The sequence below is a fragment of the Acinetobacter sp. 802_lipA genome, from assembly GCF_058242885.1.
The window spans coordinates 2043147-2063118 of sequence record NZ_JBZAYP010000001.1 but is presented as its reverse complement, the minus strand read 5'-3'; the positions used below and the strand labels follow the sequence as shown (position 1 = coordinate 2063118).

13 protein-coding genes and 2 pseudogenes are annotated in these 19972 nt (G+C 39.2%); 6 read left to right on the top strand and 9 right to left on the bottom strand.

Annotation, left to right across the window (positions count from 1 at the left end):
• Positions 1-4 precede the first annotated feature (4 nt).
• Together AC4CU3_RS10035 and AC4CU3_RS10030 are read right to left on the bottom strand one after the other, a co-directional pair.
• Positions 5-1051 (bottom strand): methionine synthase, encoded by a 1047-nt coding sequence (locus AC4CU3_RS10035; protein ID WP_262471355.1) that lies wholly within the window; start codon positions 1049-1051, stop codon positions 5-7.
• Positions 1052-1087: 36 nt separating this feature from the next.
• Positions 1088-2080: a DUF1852 domain-containing protein gene (locus AC4CU3_RS10030; protein WP_058951580.1), complete on the bottom strand. Its 993-nt coding sequence runs from the start codon at positions 2078-2080 to the stop codon at positions 1088-1090.
• 896 nt (positions 2081-2976) lie between these two features.
• Here AC4CU3_RS10030 and AC4CU3_RS10025 point away from each other — a divergent pair.
• On the top strand, positions 2977-4275 hold the full coding sequence (locus AC4CU3_RS10025; RefSeq protein ID WP_490738189.1) for a dicarboxylate/amino acid:cation symporter: 1299 nt from the start codon (positions 2977-2979) through the stop codon (positions 4273-4275).
• A 135-nt stretch (positions 4276-4410) separates the two neighbouring features.
• Here the strand turns inward: AC4CU3_RS10025 and AC4CU3_RS10020 are convergent, their stop codons facing one another.
• Positions 4411-5301: a LysR substrate-binding domain-containing protein gene (locus AC4CU3_RS10020; protein WP_490738188.1), complete on the bottom strand. Its 891-nt coding sequence runs from the start codon at positions 5299-5301 to the stop codon at positions 4411-4413.
• Positions 5302-5435: 134 nt separating this feature from the next.
• Here AC4CU3_RS10020 and AC4CU3_RS10015 point away from each other — a divergent pair, with 134 nt between their 5' ends.
• Complete coding sequence (locus AC4CU3_RS10015) at positions 5436-6854, top strand: aspartate ammonia-lyase (RefSeq protein ID WP_004691643.1); 1419 nt, start codon at positions 5436-5438, stop codon at positions 6852-6854.
• 208 nt (positions 6855-7062) lie between these two features.
• On the opposite strand, the gene ssb is transcribed toward AC4CU3_RS10015, so the two are convergent.
• The 3 genes from ssb to AC4CU3_RS10000 all read right to left on the bottom strand — a co-directional run bounded on the left by ssb (position 7063) and on the right by AC4CU3_RS10000 (position 10302).
• Positions 7063-7647: a single-stranded DNA-binding protein gene (ssb, locus tag AC4CU3_RS10010; RefSeq protein WP_004691666.1), complete on the bottom strand. Its 585-nt coding sequence runs from the start codon at positions 7645-7647 to the stop codon at positions 7063-7065.
• A 51-nt stretch (positions 7648-7698) separates the two neighbouring features.
• Positions 7699-9063 (bottom strand): MFS transporter, encoded by a 1365-nt coding sequence (locus AC4CU3_RS10005; protein ID WP_087011846.1) that lies wholly within the window; start codon positions 9061-9063, stop codon positions 7699-7701.
• A 159-nt stretch (positions 9064-9222) separates the two neighbouring features.
• The gene (locus AC4CU3_RS10000) at positions 9223-10302 is read right to left on the bottom strand and encodes a DUF475 domain-containing protein (protein ID WP_058870674.1); all 1080 of its coding nucleotides are present in this window, start codon (positions 10300-10302) and stop codon (positions 9223-9225) included.
• Positions 10303-10513: 211 nt separating this feature from the next.
• On the opposite strand from AC4CU3_RS10000, the gene tenA reads away from it, so the two are divergent.
• From tenA to AC4CU3_RS09980, 4 genes and pseudogenes are all read left to right on the top strand, one after another.
• Positions 10514-11188: a thiaminase II gene (gene tenA, locus AC4CU3_RS09995; RefSeq protein WP_490738187.1), complete on the top strand. Its 675-nt coding sequence runs from the start codon at positions 10514-10516 to the stop codon at positions 11186-11188.
• Positions 11189-11349: 161 nt separating this feature from the next.
• Positions 11350-11723: pseudogene (locus tag AC4CU3_RS09990) on the top strand (hypothetical protein).
• Between the two features lie 321 nt (positions 11724-12044).
• Positions 12045-14876, top strand: a complete 2832-nt coding sequence (uvrA, locus tag AC4CU3_RS09985; protein WP_201706891.1) for an excinuclease ABC subunit UvrA — start codon at positions 12045-12047, stop codon at positions 14874-14876.
• 116 nt (positions 14877-14992) lie between these two features.
• Positions 14993-15835, top strand: a complete 843-nt coding sequence (locus AC4CU3_RS09980) for an AbiJ-NTD4 domain-containing protein (RefSeq protein WP_201706892.1) — start codon at positions 14993-14995, stop codon at positions 15833-15835.
• 35 nt (positions 15836-15870) lie between these two features.
• Here AC4CU3_RS09980 and AC4CU3_RS09975 read toward each other — a convergent pair whose 3' ends face one another.
• From AC4CU3_RS09975 to AC4CU3_RS09965, 3 genes and pseudogenes are all read right to left on the bottom strand, one after another.
• Positions 15871-16344 carry an HIT family protein gene (locus tag AC4CU3_RS09975; protein ID WP_201952828.1) on the bottom strand — a complete coding sequence of 158 codons (474 nt, stop codon included), beginning with the start codon at positions 16342-16344 and terminating at the stop codon, positions 15871-15873.
• 48 nt (positions 16345-16392) lie between these two features.
• A pseudogene (locus tag AC4CU3_RS09970) lies at positions 16393-17158 on the bottom strand (IS5-like element ISAba31 family transposase).
• Positions 17159-17267: 109 nt separating this feature from the next.
• Positions 17268-19013, bottom strand: coding sequence for a GGDEF domain-containing protein (locus tag AC4CU3_RS09965; RefSeq protein ID WP_490738186.1), 1746 nt, complete (start codon positions 19011-19013; stop codon positions 17268-17270).
• Positions 19014-19972 lie beyond the last annotated feature (959 nt).

Here is a 19972-nt window from a genome sequence, read left to right as displayed (position 1 = left end):
CACATCACGCTCTTGCTGCGTATGAAGCCGAAAGTTCTTTACGAATAATTTCTGCACCTGCGCTTAACGCATTCAGCTTACCACGTGCGACTTCACGTGCTAAAGGCGCCATGCCACAGTTGGTCGAAGGATAGAGTTTATCTGCATCGACAAACTGAAGCGCCTTACGTAGTGTATTCGCAACTTCTTCTGGTGTTTCAACGGTGTTGGTTGCCACATCAATCGCACCGACCATGACTTTTTTACCGCGAATCAGTTCAATCAGATCCATTGGTACACGCGAGTTTTGACATTCGAGTGAGATGATATCAACTTTAGATTGTTGCAGTTTAGGGAATGCTTCTTCGTATTGACGCCACTCTGAACCCAAGGTCTTTTTCCAATCGGTATTGGCTTTAATGCCGTAGCCATAGCAAATATGAACCGCAGTTTCACATTTCAGACCTTCAAGTGCTCGTTCAAGCGTTGCAACACCCCAGTCATTCACTTCATCAAAGAACACATTAAATGCAGGTTCATCGAACTGAATGATATCCACGCCCGCAGCTTCTAACTCACGTGCTTCTTGATTCAGGATCTTGGCAAATTCCCAAGCCAGTTTTTCACGGCTTTTATAGTGACCATCATACAGCGTATCAATCATGGTCATCGGGCCAGGTAATGCCCACTTGATCGGCTGATTTGTTTGGCTACGTAAAAACTTAGCATCTTCAATAAAAACAGGCTTTTGACGGCTTACTGCACCGACTACAGACGGCACACTCGCATCATAACGATTACGGATACGCACCGTTTCGCGTTTCTCAAAATCAACGCCATCCAGATGTTCAATAAACGTCGTCACAAAATGTTGGCGGGTTTGTTCGCCATCACTAACGATATCAATGCCTGCATGGAGTTGTTCTTGCAATGACAAACGTAAAGCATCTTGTTTCGCTTCGAGTAATGCCTCACCTTCGAGTTTCCAAGGTGACCAAAGTTTCTCAGGCTCAGCAAGCCAAGAAGGTTTCGGTAAACTGCCCGCAGTTGATGTTGGTAATAAAATGGCCATTTTAAATCTCTATTTCAATATTCTGTTTCAGGTAAATTAAGCAGCGTTGCTGTTTACGGTGTAATTCGCAGCCCATTTTTCAAGGATGTCTTGATACGGCTTGATAAAGTTTTCTTCTGTCCATTTACCTTGCTTGACCGCGAGCTGACCACGTTCAACGCGGTCATAGACGATTCGCGTTAATGAGTAATCTGGGTACTCTAGGCTGGCTTGATAGACTTGAGCTGCTGATGAATTTGCATTGTAAATTTCAGGGCGATAAATCTTTTGGAAAGTTTCCATGGTGCTAATCACACTGATCAATTCAAGATCGGTGTAATCACGCAGTAAATCACCCGCAAAATAGAATGCTAAAGGTGCAGCGCTCCCTTTCGGCATAAAGAAGCGAACCTGTAAGCCCATTTTATGGAAATACTCATCGGTACGTGAATATTCATCTTGTTTATACTCAACGCCTAACACAGGATGCTCATTGGTAGTACGGTGATACTTCTTCGCTGTTGAAACACTCAAACAAATCACAGGCTGTTGATTAAACTCTGCTTTAAACGTCTCTGAGTTCACCAAGTATTGATACAGTTTGCCATGTAGATCACCAAAACCTTCAGGCGCATACGACGTCGAATTCTCTTTATTATGTTCTTTCAGCACCACGCTAAAATCGTAGTCACGTACATAAGACGAGAAGCTATTGCCAATCATGCCTTCAATACGTTGATGGGTATAATGATCATTAATCGTGCTTTTCAGCATTTCAATGATTGGGAAAGTTTGACCATTTCCCTCAATGTCTAAATTTGCAGAAATAATATCGATTTCAAGCGAATAACGATCACCATTCGGGTTATCTGTTTGTGCTAAGGCATTGAAACGATTGTTAATCATACGAAGTGTATTACGTAGGTTCTGCTCACGGCTTTCACCACGCGCCAAGTTAGCAAAGTTCGTCGTTAGACGTGTGTTATCTGCTGGTTGATAGTTTTCATCAAAACGAATGCGTTTAATTGAACATGCAAACTCTGTACTCATGGCGATCTGTTACCCTATATTTCTGCGATAAAACTGAATTTCTTTCATGCTCTTTCTAGACTGTCCAATTTTCTTGTTGGATCTTTCTAGCGAATCGTCTTTCCAGCCTTCTCAGCTTTTTCTGATCGTCAGGCTAAGAAGCAACGATGAATATGATCTATCGTTAAGAGCGTGGTTTAATTTATACCTGAATGATCACATGAATAAAAATGATTTAATCTCACACAAAAGTGAACTAAATTCATGTTTAGAAATTCTGTCGCTTTAACAATGAATTGCGCATAGATAATTTTTTGTGGATGTACGAAAGGAAAGAATGAAAACATCAAGCCCTTGTGCATGAGCTGTGAAAAGTCATGATATTGCTCAATCAACGTCATCAACACGCTACCTCTCTATTTTAATTATCTATTTATATCAGCAACTTAAATTCATGAGCTGATTATTAAAATATTAGATAAAACGGGCAATTCAATGGTTTTGTCCGTGGGAAAATTATGAGCGAAAGCTTGGTTTTGAGTTCGTGCATTCATTAACTTTGACTTCGCTTTCTGACCTTGGCTCTTCCTCACAGAATCAGGAAATATAGTATCTTTCCTATCACCAATCAGAATTAAAAAAACAAACATTCGGTCGTTATATTAAGAACAGCTCACCTATATCAAGTAAAACTAAAGAATCATCTCATGCATTTTTTGCATAACTGAATTAAAAATTGCATTGTCGTTTTTTTTAAAAAAAAGTAACACTTGCCACAGTTAAATCCCCAATCGACGATTTAGCACTCAATATCTAAAGCAATGCCTCTATAAATTGATCAACATGGAATGTCATCAATGCCTTGCTATATCAGGCCAAAAGTTGATGAAAAGAAGATTAAAGAAGGAACGATAAGTATGAAGCAGAAGAAATTACTGAAATATATTCTGATTGCCATGATCTCAGGAATACTGATTGGTTGGGCCTTTCATAGCACTTTAACAACTGCACAAACCACAGAACTTGCCGCCTATTTTAAAATTGTGACCGATGTATTCTTAAGATTAATTAAAATGATTATTGCACCCTTAGTGTTTGCAACAATCGTTTCCGGTCTTGTCTCGATGGGAAAATCTTCTTCTTTGGGATCAATTACCTTAAAGGCCATGAGTTGGTTCATTGGTGCATCATTTATTTCACTTTTACTGGGCATGGGCTTAGCCAATTTATTCCAACCTGGCGCTGGGATGAATCTCACCGTCCCTCAAACAGCGGTTGATATCGGTGTCAGTGCGACAAGTCTGAGCTTAGAAAGCTTCATTACGCATATCTTCCCGCGTAGTTTTGCTGAAGCCATGGCCAATAATGAGATATTACAGATTTTGGTTTTTTCAATTTTCTTTGGTTCTGCACTGGCCTATGTTCAACATCAAAGTGAAGTGACCGTCATTGGCAAAATAATTGATGAACTCTGTAAGGTCATGTTCCGAATTACAGATTATGTCATGGCATTTGCACCTATCGCCGTTTTTGCAGCCATTGCTTCCGCGATTACCATCCAAGGCCCTAAACTGATTATCGATTATAGTATTTTCATTGGACAGTTCTATGTGGGATTACTGGTGCTTTGGACTCTCCTGATTGCTTTCGGCTATATCTTCTTGAAAAAAGATATTTTTAGATTGATGCGAATCGTGCGTGAACCCACCATGTTGGCCTTTGCGACCGCAAGTAGTGAATCGGCTTATCCAAAGACCATGGAAGCTTTGGATAAATTCGGTGTGCCTAAACGTATTACCAGTTTCGTTCTCCCTTTAGGTTATTCTTTCAACCTCGACGGCTCGATGATGTATATGGCATTTGCCGTGTTATTTATTGCACAAGCCTACAACATTGATTTAAGTTTTTCCCAGCAAGCACTCATACTCTTTACCCTCATGATTACGAGTAAAGGGATTGCAGGTGTTTCACGGGCTTCCATAGTGGTGATTGCCTCCACTCTGGCTATGTTCAAGCTTCCTGAAGCTGGTATTCTATTAATTTTAGCGATTGATCAGTTTTTAGATATGGGCCGTACGGCAACCAATGTGATTGGAAATAGTATTGCAACTGCCGTGATTGCACGTACTGAGGGCAATAAAGATGAGCTTGCGGAGCAAGAAGGTATTATGGTGAACAACATTCCTCCCGCAAACCAATTGGCCGATAACAGTTAGAATTATTTATAGAGAAAATAAAAGGTGATTTTTAAATAGTAAGTAAAGTCCTTTATTTACTATTCATAAAATCACCGTATTTATTATTAACAAGAGTTTTCACAACGATTAACTAAAATAATCCATAAAATCCAATTATTTATTTTTATGAATTAAAACATTCCAAATATAATTAATTCTATTTGAAAATGACATTTCTCGTTTAACCAGATAGACATCTTGAAATAAATAGTACTGCTTACCGTCCAGCACTTTTAATTTATTTTCTTGGATTTCTCTTTCAACCAATAACTTAGGTAGCCATGCCACACCCAAACCTTGCAATACCAACTCTTTTAAATCGCCTGCATTATCCGTCTCATATAAAGTTCTATAATCCAACTTATTTTCAATTGCTTCATCCACACAGTTTCTTAAATATGCTTGTTTACTATAAGACAACAAAGGAAAAGACTGATCGAGTGAATATTTGGCAGTCCCGTCATGATCTAAGGCCGTCACCGGGAGTATTTCCATTTCAACAATTTTATGAAATTCGAACAAAGAACGATCGAATTGTTCTAATGTTTTTTGATCACAATAACTGATTAAAAAATCACACGAGCCATCTTTTAATAAGCGCATCCCCTGTTTGAAATTTGAGGCAATAATTTCCAATTTTAAGTCCGTCATATCCATAGATAACTCATGAATAAAGCGGGGGAAAAACTGGGTAATGAGCGAGTGTGACACTGCAAACTTGACGGTTAACTCATCATGTTTCACATTCTTTTCTAAATATTTTATTGTTGTAGTGAGTTGATTTTGTATATTTTTTGCCGAAGCCAGTAAAACTTGCCCCGCTTCTGTGAAATCAATATTTTTACTATATCTTTTCAAAATTTGGAAACCCAATGAGTTTTCAATATTCTGAATTCTGCGCGTAAAGGCAGACTGCGTGACATGTCGTAGAGCTGCTGCTTGAGATATCGATTTTTCTTGCTCTAATGCAAGTAAATCTTCAATCCATCGAATTTCTAAAGTCATAACTCATTCTTCACTCATCCTTTGATCAATTATAATCTATTATGCAAAAAATGCATGTAGTAATATATTTTTACATTAGAAAAAAAACCGTGCACACTTTAATATCGATTTATTCGAGATTAGAGTCTATTTAAATGAACATTAAGATTAACACACGCGTTGAAAAGGATTTATTAGGACATAAAGAAATTCCTGCTCATTGCTATTATGGTGTACAAACTTTAAGAGCTTTAGAGAACTTTAATTTAAGTCCAAATAAACTCAATCAATTCCCTGTTTTTATTAATGCCCTTGCAATGGTTAAAGCTGCATGCGCAGAAGCCAACTTTAAACTCAATAAACTTGAAGAAAATAAATACAATGCTATTCAGTATGCATGTGAACAAATTATTAATTATAAATATCATGACCAATTTCCAATTGATATGATTCAAGGTGGTGCGGGAACATCCACCAATATGAATATCAATGAAGTACTGGCTAATATTGGATTAGAACATTTAGAGCATTTAAAAGGCGAATATCAATATTTACATCCAAATAATGATATTAATATGTCTCAATCAACCAATGATGTCTATCCAACAGCAATTAAAGTGGGTTTAATTTTTGCAATAGATCAATTGAATAGCCCGTTTCAAAATTTAATTCAAAGTTTTAAGAATAAATCAGATGAGTTTTCGCATATCTTAAAAATGGGTCGTACCCAATTGCAAGATGCCGTTCCAATGACCTTGGGTCAAGAATTTGGCGCATTTGCAAATACCTTACAAAATGATTTAAACAAGCTCAATGACATCATGCCGTCTGCTTTAAGTGTTGTAAATTTAGGCGGAACAGCTATTGGAACAGGGATCAATACCGAAGTTAAGTATCGTGAATATGCCATCGCAGCATTGTCTGAAATTACGCAAAAGCAGATCAACAGTTCACCTGATTTAATTGAAGCAACCTCAGATATGGGTGATTTCGTTTTATTATCGAGCTTCTTAAAACGTACCGCGACTAAACTCTCAAAAATTGCCAATGACCTGCGTTTGCTTTCTAGTGGCCCTCGTACTGGTCTGAATGAAATCCATTTAGAACCGCGTCAACCAGGCAGCTCAATTATGCCTGGCAAAGTGAACCCAGTTATTCCAGAAGCAATGAATTTAGTGTGTTTTCAAGTGATTGCAAATGATTTGGCCATTACTTTGGCGGCCGAAGCAGGTCAGCTACAGCTCAATGCGATGGAGCCGTTAATTGCTTTTAAACTGTTCGAATCGATCGATTTGTTAGGTAAAGCGATGCAAATGTTCCAATACAAATGTATTGAAAACATCCGTGCCAATGCTGAACACTGTCAGGCCAATGTAGATAATTCAATTGGCATTATTACTGCACTCAACCCATATTTGGGTTATGAAACAACGACTCGTATTGCAAAACAAGCGAATGAAACTGGTCAAAGTGTATTGGCTTTAATTAAAGCTGAAAACCTATTGTCTGATCAAATTTTGGCTGATGTGCTATCGATCAAAAATATGGTTCATCCTCAGCAATCTTTATCATGATTTATTAGCATTTCGTATTTTTAAAAAGGGATCTCATCAGAGGTCCCTTTTTATAGAGAGGAAAAGTATGCTATGTCACTCGTATTAACTGAACATTTTTATTCTATAAAGCTCTTTTTTAAATACCAAATTTGCCTAGTCATAAAAAAAGAACTTGATATAAATCAAGTTCTTTTTCACTTCATACAATATTTACATATTATACAAGTCAGAACGGAAGATCATCATCCATATCTGCTGGTGCTGCCGCAGGCGCTGACTGAGGAGCCGCCTTTGGTGCAAAACCGCTTGGGTTATTGTTCGCATAACCACTTTGTTGGTTGTTGCTATTACCTGCTGCAGGGTTGCCGCCGTAACCACCTTGGTTGTTGTTATTGTTATAACCACCACCTTGGTTATTGTTGAAACGTGGTTGTGCATAACCATCATTTCCGCCTTGCATTTGCTCACCTTGCTGACGGTTGTTGTCGAGCATCTGCATTTGCTCACCACGAATTTCTGTGGTGTAGCGTTCTTGACCATTTTGATCGGTCCACTGACGAGTACGCAGTGAACCTTCAATATAAACTTTCGAACCTTTACGTAGGTATTGTTGCGCAATTTCACCTAGACGGTTGTGTAACACAATACGGTGCCATTCGGTTTGCTCTTTACGCTCACCTGTGCTTTTGTCTGTCCAAGAGTCGCTCGTGGCAATTGAAAACTGGGTCAACGAACCACCGTTTGGAAAAGTTTTCGTCTCTGGATCTCGGCCTAATGTGCCCACTAAAATAACTTTATTTACACCGCGCATCTGATGTTTACTTCCTATCTATTTCTATTATTTACTTTATAAGAGTTATGCTTAAATGGCTACCTCTTTCCCCAACAACTGCGTTAAATCTTGTCGCGTAGCATCATCTATTTGCTGCTTATCGACTTTTACATACGCTACTTGCTGATCAGACATCACCACGACCTCTTCAATACCACGAATCGCTAAAAGCTGTGAAGTCCATTCGTCCGTTTGTTTATGTTCAGGTAAACGTAACACCATCGAAGACAAATAGCGCGGTTGTGCCAAGCCAAAACTAATCAATAACCAAATAATTGCCAGTCCAGTCAGGATGCTCCAACCCAAGGCAGTATTGTTTAACAGCAACAACTGACCACCTGTGACACCACCAAAGAATGCGCCTAAAAACTGACTACTGGCATTTACGCCCATCGCGGTGGCTTTAGACTGAATCGGCGCAGCTTTCGATAACCATGACGGCAGCAACGCTTCCATGACGTTAAAAGCAATAAAGAATAAGCCTAAACCTGTCAGCAAAATATACTTCGACTCAAAGCCAAAAATTAGGATGCCCAAGCCTAAAATAATGCCGCCAATGGCCGTTAAAAAGATGCCTCTCATCTTGCGATATTTTTCAGCCAACACAATACTTGGAAAGGCAAAAAATAGGCTAATCACCAACAACGGTAAATACACCCAGCCATGCGAATTTAGTGGAATTTTTGCAAAATCGATGAGCTGTGAGGGAACATAAATAAACATTGCTGTCAGCAATAAATGTAAGCTAAACACCGACACATGCAGACGGTTCAGATCACCCATTTTTAAGACTTGTTTGAGCTGAGCCAAATAGCCTTGCTGATAATTACGATGATGGCGAGTGACTTTGGGCACCAAAAATAACATCGAAATAGCTGCCAAACCCATGATAGTCGTTACCCAGAATAATCCTGAAATTCCCACCAAACCGGTAAGCCACGGCCCCAAACTAAAAGCCACAGCAAAAGAAACTCCGATACTCATGCCCATGGTTGCCATGGCTTTCATACGATTTTCTTCACGGGTCACATCCGCCAGTAGTGCCATCACCACTGCAGACACTGCCCCCCCACCTGCAATGGCACGGCCAATAATCACCCCATAAATGGTGTCGGACATCGCGGCAATTGCACCACCTAAAGCAAATAGAAGTAGCCCAAAAACCACCAAAGGCTTACGGCTATAACGGTCGGCAATCAAGCTGAAAGGAATCTGTAAAATGGCCTGTGTTAAGCCATAAATCCCCACAGCCAAACCGAGCAACGCAGGCGTTGCATATTCATAGGTCTGCCCTGCCACAGAAAATACAGGGATGATCATGAACAAACCCAACATGCGTAAGGCAAAAATACTGCTTAAGGCAAAAGTTGAACGACGTTCTAAAGCATTCATCATAAACGAGGACAGACTGTATTGAATTAATCTTGGATCAAGATTATAGGCTATTCAATCCGACTAGCGGCATGAATTTTATGTTTAATAAAAGCCTTCCTGATCTGAAAAACAAAAAGCGCAGCCTGAGCTGCGCTTTTCCACGGTTTAAAGCAATCTGCTTTAAGCGGCTTGATGTTTTTTGTATTGAATAGAAGCAATAACAGCCCAAACAATAAAGGCCACACCAATTAAACCCGTGACAACTTCTGGTACATGTAGACCTGTGCCACTTGCCAGCATAATGAATGCTAAAGCACCAATTGCGTAGTGTGCACCATGCTCAAGGAAGACATAGGCATCCAAAGTCCCTTTTTCTACCAAGTAAATCGTCATCGAACGCACGAAAATCGCACCAATCGCGAGACCCAACATAATAATCACGACATCGGAAGTAATGGCAAACGCGCCAATTACGCCATCAAAACTGAACGATGCATCAAGTACTTCTAGGTATAAGAAACCACCAATACCTGCTTTGACCACACCCGTGGTTGCGCCATTGGCATCATGTGTAACTGCATTGCCGTCTTCATCAACTTCAGGTTCACCACCCAACAAATGACTCAAGACTTGTACGCCAATGTAAACCACGATGCCCCAGATTCCCGCCATGGTCACCACGAGACGTTTAGCTTCATCGACATTAGCCGCCATCACCAAAAGTGCAATCAGTGCAAGGAAGACTGACATTGCAGGAACATTGGCTAAGTTAGTCAAACGACGTTCTAACCAGCGGAACCAGTGTGTATCTTTCTCTTCATCTAAGAAGAAATTTAAGAACACGAGTAACAAGAATGCACCACCAAATGCAGCTATTTCAGGGTGGTGATCCATCAGACGTTGTGAGTAGGTTTTTGGATCATTTAAAGCCAATTGAACAACTTCAACGAAGCCCATATCTGCAGTTACCGCCACAATTGCGACAGGGAAGATTAAACGCATACCAAATACAGCGACTAAAATACCCACGGTCAGGAACAAGGTTTTCCAGAAATGATCCCAACCACGTAACACAGATGCATTGACTACGGCATTATCAAAAGATAACGAGACCTCCATCACCGCTAAAATTGCAGTAATGGTCAAAGCAGTAAACATGGTCTTTAAGCCCGCTTCTGGTCCATGGGTAAAACCCCAGTACGCAGACAACGCAAGACACACGATCGTAAAAATGATAGAGAAACCAAAATGTTTCATCATGACAGATCGACCTATAAAAAATTTGGAGATGAACGAAAACTTAAAAAACAGGTTGAGTTTTATTGCCGCAATTATGACGCTTTTTGCGCCTGAAACCAAAACATCTTCGTTAATTTTTACTTATCTCACCGATGTACGGAGATGGATTGTTGTTCAGCGTAAACTGTTGTTATAGTCTTGCCCATATTTTGGCTTCCCTTAGGATCTAATCATGGCTTTTTCTCAAGACGTTTGGCAACGTAATGTCGACTTATATCAAAAAACACTGGCTTTACCTTTTAACCAAGAATTGGCTTCAGGCACACTTAATAAAGAAGCGTTTTGCCATTATGTGATTCAAGATACACACTACTTGGTGGCTTATGGTCGTGCTTTAGCGGTGTGTGGTGCCAAAGCGTATGAGGCTGACGACATTATTCAGTTTAGCCAAGGGGCTAAAGAAGCGATTGTGGTGGAACGCAGTTTACATGATGGCTTTATGAAAAATTTTGATATTTCAAAACAGCAGTTTGAAGAAACCCCGCTGACTTTGGCATGTCACCATTACACTTCATTTCTAACGGCAACCGCTTGGTCTGAAAGCTACCCTGTGGTGTTAGCAGCACTCTTACCTTGTTTTTGGATTTATGCTGAAGTCGGTAAAGACATTGTGGGTAACTCTATCGCCAACAACCCGTACCAAGCGTGGATTGATACTTACGCAGGTGAGGAATTCAACCAAGCGGTACGTAATGTGATTGCAACCATCGATAAAGTGGCTGCACGTTGCGATGCGGATACCATTGAGAAAATGCATAAAGCCTACCGTAAAGGGGCTGAACTGGAATGGTTGTTCTGGGACAGCGCTTATAAACAGCAGCAATGGCTCGGTTTAGACCACGCTTAAAAGCGAAAATGATCCAAAAAGCCCTGAACCCTTCAGGGCTTTTTATTTACCGAATATCGTATTTTTTCAGAAGGCGCGATTGCTATTTTAAGCATTTAAAACTAAACTTCAATAATGATAATAATTATCATTTGCATAATTAACTTTCGAGGGCCGTTCTCATGCATCCTGATACTCTAGGTACTGAAGCCATTCTGCATTTTTTACCGTACAATGTTGCTGGCTGAATAACGAAGAAATTTACCTTGAAAAAGGCTGTTTACACTGCGGTTCTGCCGCGACCTATCTCATTTATTATACCAATCCACATATTCAAAAATTGATGTTGGCTTTTATTAAAAAATATCATTGCGTTTTAAGTCGAGAACAAGACTTACTCGACCTGCCAGACTTTGAAGATGACTACGACGCCTTCTTACAAACTCTTGAGCATGAAGTCAATTTCTATGCCCGTCTCCATCATGACATTATCCGTCCCTTTGCTTTTGAGACGGTCGATTCAATCTTTGAACGTCCTTATGCGCTAGCATGCTAAATGCTGCAACTATAACAATACTCTATCCCTGAAGGCGTACGGCAAACCAAAAATAGCACAGCCATGATTCAACTTTTACGCTACGCCGAATGGGTGATCATCTCTTTATTTACGCAACTTATAAATACCTTCCAGTTTTCAGTCGCAGCCAATGTCGATACGTTGAGACTTGTTTCAACACTGAAATCTAGCTACAGTCTAGCAGCATCACTTTTCTTTTGGCCGACATGATTTGTCGCTATAAAATCATGTTTAACACTTGAATAAAGCATAAGTCGTTATCATATACCTCCTTCATCTGCACAATTTCGAGATAGTTTTATGAGCCAAAGTCATATCCGTATTCGAGGCGCACGTACCCATAACTTAAAAAATGTGAACCTTGATATTCCCCGCGACAAATTCGTGGTGATCACGGGACTTTCTGGTTCAGGTAAGTCATCGCTTGCATTTGATACGCTGTACGCCGAAGGCCAGCGTCGTTATGTCGAATCGCTTTCGGCCTATGCGCGCCAGTTCTTGTCACAAATGGAAAAACCTGAAGTTGACTCAATTGAAGGTTTAAGCCCTGCCATTGCGATTGAACAGAAGTCAACCAGCCATAACCCACGTTCTACGGTGGGAACCATTACCGAAATTTATGACTATTTACGTCTACTCTACGCACGTGTCGGCACGCCATTTTGCCCAGAGCATGATTTGCCGATGGTGGCACAGACCGTATCGGAAATGGTCGATGCCGTAAAAGGATTGGATGAAGGGACAGCACTGATGCTGCTTGCACCAGTGGTGCGTGAGCGTAAAGGCGAATATTCCAACTTGTTTGAACAATTACAAAGTCAAGGTTTTGTCCGAGCGCGCGTCGATGGTGAAATTGTTGATCTCGACCCAATTCCAGAACTCGATAAAAAGAAAAAACACACCATTGAAGTGGTGGTGGATCGTTTTAAAGTTCGTGATGACCTCGGCAACCGTATTGCAGAATCTTTTGAAACTGCTCTACGTTTGGGCGGTGATATTGCCATTCTCTCGTGGATGAACGGCGAACACCCAGATCGGGTTTTTTCGGCTAAACACTCATGTCCTGAATGTGACCGTGCCGTTGCAGAACTTGAACCACGTTTATTTTCATTTAACAATCCCTTTGGTGCCTGCCCAACCTGTGATGGTTTAGGTACTCGTAGCCATTTTAGTGCCGAAAAACTCATTCCAAGCCCTGAGGTTTCCATTAGCCAAGGCGCAATTCGCGGTTGGGACAGACAACGTCCGTACTACTACAGCATGATTGAAAAAGTGGCGTCGCATTTCGGTTTTTCTTTGGATACACCTTGGAATGAACTGGATGCCGACACCAAAAAGAAATTTCTCTACGGTACAGGCAAAGAAAAAGTTGATTTAAGTTATATCGATGAACGGGGTCGTAAACATAATCGTGTGCAACCTTTTGAAGGGATTTTGCCACATTTAGAACGTCGCTATCGTGAAACAGAATCAAATTATGTACGTGATGATTTGGCGCAGTATTTATCTAATGCTGCATGTGATGCCTGCGGTGGATCACGTCTGAATGAAATTTCACGTCATGTTCGAGTGAAAGACAAAACCATTGCCCAAATTACCAAAATGTCGATTGGTGATGCGGAAAGTTATTATCTAGATTTGAATCTTGATGGCGCAAAAGGCGAAATTGCCGATAAGATTTTTAAAGAAATTCGTGAGCGTTTACATTTCTTAGTTTCAGTGGGTTTGAATTATTTAAGTCTTTCTCGTTCAGCAGAAACATTGTCTGGTGGTGAAGCGCAACGTATTCGTTTGGCTTCGCAAATCGGCGCAGGTTTGATGGGTGTGATGTATGTACTCGATGAACCGTCGATTGGTCTGCATCAACGTGATAATGATCGCCTATTAGAAACCTTAGTTCGTTTACGTGATTTGGGGAATACCGTTTTAGTCGTTGAGCATGATGAAGATGCGATTCGTGCAGCAGATCATATTATCGATATTGGCCCTGGTGCAGGGATTCATGGTGGTCATGTGATTGCTGAAGGGACTTATGATGAAATCCTTGCGAATAGTGAATCTCTCACGGGTCAATATTTATCAGGCAAACTGAAAATTGAAGTGCCGAAAAAGCGTACTGAACCGCCAAAGCCTGAAGAGCAAATTAAATTAATGGGTGCTGCGGGTCATAACCTACAAAATGTGGATTTAACCATTCCTTTGGGTGTGATGACATGTGTGACTGGTGTGTCTGGTTCAGGTAAATCTACGCTGATTAACCGTACTTTATTGCCTTTGGCCGCGACACAGCTCAATGGTGCAACCACTTTAACTGCTGAAAAATTTGACTCGATTGATGGTCTGCAATTCCTTGATAAGGTTGTTGATATTGACCAAAGCCCAATTGGTCGTACACCTCGTTCTAACCCTGCGACGTATACGGGTTTGTTTACTCCTATTCGTGAATTATTTGCGCAAACACCTGAAGCCAAAGCACGTGGTTATGCTGCGGGACGTTTCTCGTTTAACGTGAAAGGTGGTCGTTGTGAAGCCTGTGAAGGTGACGGCATGATCAAAGTGGCAATGCACTTTTTACCTGATATGTATGTGCCTTGTGATAATTGTCATGGTGAACGTTATAACCGTGAAACTTTAGAAGTGGGTTATAAAGGTAAGAATATTTCCGATGTTCTGAACATGACAGTTGAAGATGCCATGCATTTCTTTGATGCTATTCCAGTGATTCATCGTCGTTTGGAAACACTGAATCAAGTGGGTTTGGGCTATATTCGTTTAGGTCAGTCAGCAACGACTCTATCAGGTGGTGAAGCGCAACGTGTGAAATTAGCACGTGAATTGGCAAAACGTGATACAGGTAAAACGTTATATATCTTGGATGAACCCACTACAGGTCTACATTTCCATGACATTGCTAAACTGTTAGATATTCTTCATGAGCTACGCAATAAGGGCAATACCATTGTGGTGATTGAGCATAATTTGGATGTAATTAAAACTGCTGACTGGATCGTAGACTTAGGCCCTGAAGGGGGTTCAGGTGGTGGGATGATTATTGCGGAAGGAACACCTGAAGACGTGGCGAAGAATAAAGTTTCGCATACCGCGAAGTTTTTGAAGCCGTTGTTGAAGTAGTTTTAGAATCTCCCCCTAACTCCTTTTTTATAGAGGATAAATTCCCTCCTTTTTCAAAGTGAGGGTTAGGGAGGATTAAAAAAGCAAAAATAGATATTAAATTTGTTGGATACAAAATGCGATTTTCAGAAAGAAATGGTTATCAACCTATTCGTGGAATTATTCAGAAAGAATCAATTAATACAAACTTAAAAAATTCGTTATGGAATACAATTAGTGAATGTATTTTTAATGAATATTCTCGCCCTTATCTTGCTCGAATTAATATTATTCCTGGTAGCAATCTAGAATCATTTTTTAAATTACTATTTCATCGCTACTTCAAAAAACGAATTGACCAAATCCCATATTCGATAGAATCTACTATTGCTGAAATTGACACTTTATTTTTTAAAACATACAAATGGTATGAAATTTATAATTTTATTGAGGCCTGTATAGAATATTTTCCTTTTGATGAAAAAAAAGAGGGTTTTATCATCCTCTTGAATGATTGCTTGGAAATTGAGAACTCTGCTTATAGAGTAATTAATTATCAAATTACTCCAATCACTTCAGAACAAGAAATCCAATCTATAGAAGATGCTTTAGAAAATACACATCCATATACAGGCATTCAACAACATCTTAATCAAGCTTTAAAACTGATGTCAGATCGTCAAAAACCTGATTATCGAAACTCGATTAAAGAGTCCATTAGTGCTGTCGAATCTATTTGTAAAATCGTGACAGACGATGAGAAAGCGACTTTAGGGCAAGCTTTAAAAATCATTGAAAGTAAATATGGATTACATGAAGCTCTAAAAAAAAGCTTAAGCCAACTTTATGGTTATACTTCAGATGCAGACGGTATTCGCCATGCCATGCTCGAAGAATCAAATTTAAGTTATATAGATGCCAAATTCATGTTGGTAGCATGTACCAATTTCATCAATTATTTGATTGAGAAAAAAAAATAACATTTAAGGAGTAAAACTACTTACTCCTTATTAATCTAAGACAATCCAAAACCCCTCATCTTTTCAGCCAACTTCGCCAACGTATCATCATCCGCTCGCTGAAAATCATGTGATGAAATATAGCCTTCGTACTGCTCAAAATACTTATCAACATTAGAGTTCACAGCTTGCCAGTTTTCATGCACTTGCTTAGTACCATGCATTGGAAATAACTTAGCGTGAACATGATCCACACCAAAACCTTCAAATACCATTGCTGTACGCCCAACGTCTTCAAAAAATCCATCTAACTTTTTCGCAACTTTCTTGGTATATAGCATCAATCCAGTTAAAACATCATCATCCAAATCAAAAGCATAACTTGAATAATGCTTTTTGGGGATTACAACAGCTGCACCTAACGTATTCGGAAAAATTGTTAAAAATGCCATGTAGTCATTATTACTATCAATAATATGGCAAGATATTTCATTTCGTGTCATCTGACAAAAAATACAGCCTGTTCCCATTTTCCCCTCATTTATTCTTTTGTACTGTTATTTAGGGTCTGTTGACATTTACTGTTCATAATTAACCCTATAAAGGTAGCCATAAAAATATACAGGCTAAAGCAACAGAACTTTGATAATTTCTTTTGAGCTTGTCATATCGAGTAGCTATTCCTCTAAATTGCTTTAATCTACAAAACATATTTTCAACTAAATGCCTGATTTTATATAAATACCAGTCCATATGGTCATTGTTCGATTGGCTATTTGTTTTCTTTGGTATATTCGCTTTAGTCCCTGTTTTCCTGATCTGTTCACGCAGTGGTTCTGAATCATAGCCTTTATCTGCACATACCACTTTTGTCTCTTTTAAATCTAATGTTGATATTAAATCAGGTGCAACTTTAACATCATGTGTGGTTCCATCGGTAATCATGAAATCAATAGGATTGCCATGTGCATCAACAATCAAATGTATTTTTGAGGAGTTTCCTCCTACACTTTTAGAAATAGATTGATTCGCTATGCCGGCAGAATGTTGATGAGCACGTACATGAGAGCCATCAATAAAAATCCACTCCATATCGGGGCATGAGGCTAGTAATTTGAATAATCTAAGTAACTTACCGCTGCTTGACCAACGATTAAAACGTTTGAAAATAGAGTTTGAATGACCAAAACAACAAGGAATATCTCGCCACGGACAGCCTGTTCTAATTCTATAGAGAATAGCTTCAATAAAATTGCGTAAATTTGAGTTGTGGTGAATGGATAAATTACGCAGAATAACTTTCAACTTTTGCCAGTGTTGATCTGTCAGCATGGTACGAGGCATAGCGAATAGTAAAATTGGGTTTGGCGATTTGATTTTACTACTTCGCTATTTTTTTAAGCTAAAAGTGTCAACACACCCTAATTTACTTATTTATTTTGATCTAGTTCTTTTAAATATAATATGACTCATTCACTTCATCGACTGAATAAGCCACAACCTTATTTTTCCCCTGCTCTTTGGCTTGAAACAAAGCACGATCGGCTTTTTCTAACAGTGCCATCCAACTGGTCGCACCAATTGCCACCCCAATACTAATACTGACTTTCAAATCAGGGCAACGGACACTATCCACCGACTTCGCTTCATAAATCTCAGAACGAATCTTTTCTGCAATTTTTAAAGCGCGCTCCATCCCAATATTTTCAATCAGTACGATAAATTCATCGCCACCGTAACGTACCTGTAGATCAGATGTCCGAATATTTTCTTTTAATTTTTCAGCCACAAACTGAATCACCTGATCCCCCATCAGGTGCCCATACACATCGTTGACCTGTTTAAAATGATCAATGTCGATCACCATTAAACAAGTCTCCGAAAACTGAGTCGGCTGATTTTCCAAAAGTTTAATGTATTCATTCAACGCATAACGGTTTGCAACCCCGGTTAATGAATCCAAATGCGCAATATTCTTGAGTCGAAACTCCAACGCATCTCGCTGCTGAAGTGACTGTTTTAACTGCTGAATCGCTGTAAATAAAGAATACATATTGGCGGGTTGATCTTTAGTATCCATCGGGTTGGGCCGAATACTGGAATGGGATAAATCAAACAAAATTTCACGCGCTTGAATGAGTGGACTAAACACTCTCTTGCGCGCATAGATCATGGTAAACAGTGCCGCAAAAATTGAAATAAGTGAAATACCCACCGTTGTGAGCAAAATATTTTGTGCTTTATGCTTTTCAATGATGGCTTTTTCAACGCTATATTTGAGTAAATAATTTTGCAATTCCACCACGGTCGAAAATTTATCAACGATTGCTTCGGTTAACTGTGTCCCCGTTAAATAGTACGGTCGATGGTAAATACTTTCATTCATCAAGCGCTCAACAATCAATAGCCCTTTGGCTAAAAACTCGTTATAAACCGCTTGATGCAGCACTTTAAATTCTTCAGTTTTATCACGCTCGGGCTGTAAGGTATCAATGAGTTCCCACAAATACATCACTTGCTTCCGAGTCTGTAAAGAACGCGCTAAATTGGTTTCAGGAATCGGTTGTTTAAAAGCTACATGCGCCATCACATTGGATGCAGCACGACCAGCCTGATCGCGTAAGTCCGCTAATAATAAAATTTGGACATAGAAGTTTGAAACAGCGGTGTCTTTGCCTTCAGATACAGCGATCACATCTTTTAAAACATCATGACTACGATCCCAAGCACTAAACATTTTTAGGATGGCTTGATCCATGGTCTCGGCATTACGTTGCTCACGTGGTAGAGCTGCATAAGCATCCACCTGCTGTCTGCCTTGCGTTAAAGCTTCATCTAAACGGTCAAATAAACTTAAATCTAAATTTGGGAGGTTCGAATGCTTTAAAACCTCTAAAGTCTTTTTCATCTGCTCATCCACCGTGAGCCGATATAGTTTTAACTCAAGCACGTGTTTGGCAAAGTCTTGTTGATTACTCGACATCAGTTTGTTGGCTGGCGCACGCTCTCGTGAAATCTTATTGGCCAAGTCTGCAACAGCCTGTAAGGCTTGTATTTCAGTTAAAGCTTGGTTAGTTTTGATGTAATCACGATAACTTTTAACCATCAACGGAATGGATAAGCTGCACAATGACAAAATAATAATGCTCATTGCAATATACAGCTTTTGACTCAAATACTCAGAGCGTATTTCTCGCATACTTCAACCACGCCCCCATTCCTAAATAAAAGAAAACTAAATTAACTGTTTATTATACGAACAGTATATCGTGTATTTAAGTGATTAATTCTTTGTTTTGCATCGTTTTAAGATTTCATCATCCCCAAATAATCATGGCTAAACTTTCACGCACCTATGAAAGCTGAGTCAATCCATCCTTAATAATATTCATGTTTAGTGTGAATTTCATTCAATATTTTTAATTCCCATTTTTTAAAGTGCCTATATTTACACATGCAACATTTAAGTGCATAATGCACAGTATTGGGGCGAATTAGAGTATATCCTCAGCAAATATTCTAATTTTCCCACAAATTTTGGCGGAAAAAACCAACCTCTTTTAGAAGTTGGTTTTTTTTTGCTCAAATAAAAGTTTTTAATGAAAAATATAGCCTCAAATTCGCACCATTATTGTGCATTAAATTCCAATAGATTTTTATTCAGAAAAAATAAGATCTTGAAAATTTAAATAAAAAAAAGCCCAACCTTGGGGAAAGTTGGGCAGATAAACAAAAACTGTTTGAGGAGAATTAGCTTCTCAGAAAAAAACAATATTGTTAAATGATTCGCTAAAATCATTATGAAATAAATCCGTTCACTTGTAAAGCCAACTAAAGCACTATGGATTAACACAACGCTATAATTAGCGTGAAAATTATCACAAATACTCAGAGGATATGTACATTATGCAAGCAAAAAACGAGCTTTTTGCGCTAATTTTAGGCGTTTTTTAGATTTAGGACACAAAAACGCCTATATTTGAGGTGCCTTATTTAACTTTTTTACCGTTTATATCCATATATTCAATCTAATTTACCAATTAAAAACCAAGTTCAGTACAATTCATTTTCCTGCATTCTCTGTTTTCTAAATAGGTATACCCTATTGTTCTGCTGTAAGTTTTTTTTGGTTGACATGGATACACTCAATTGAGCAAT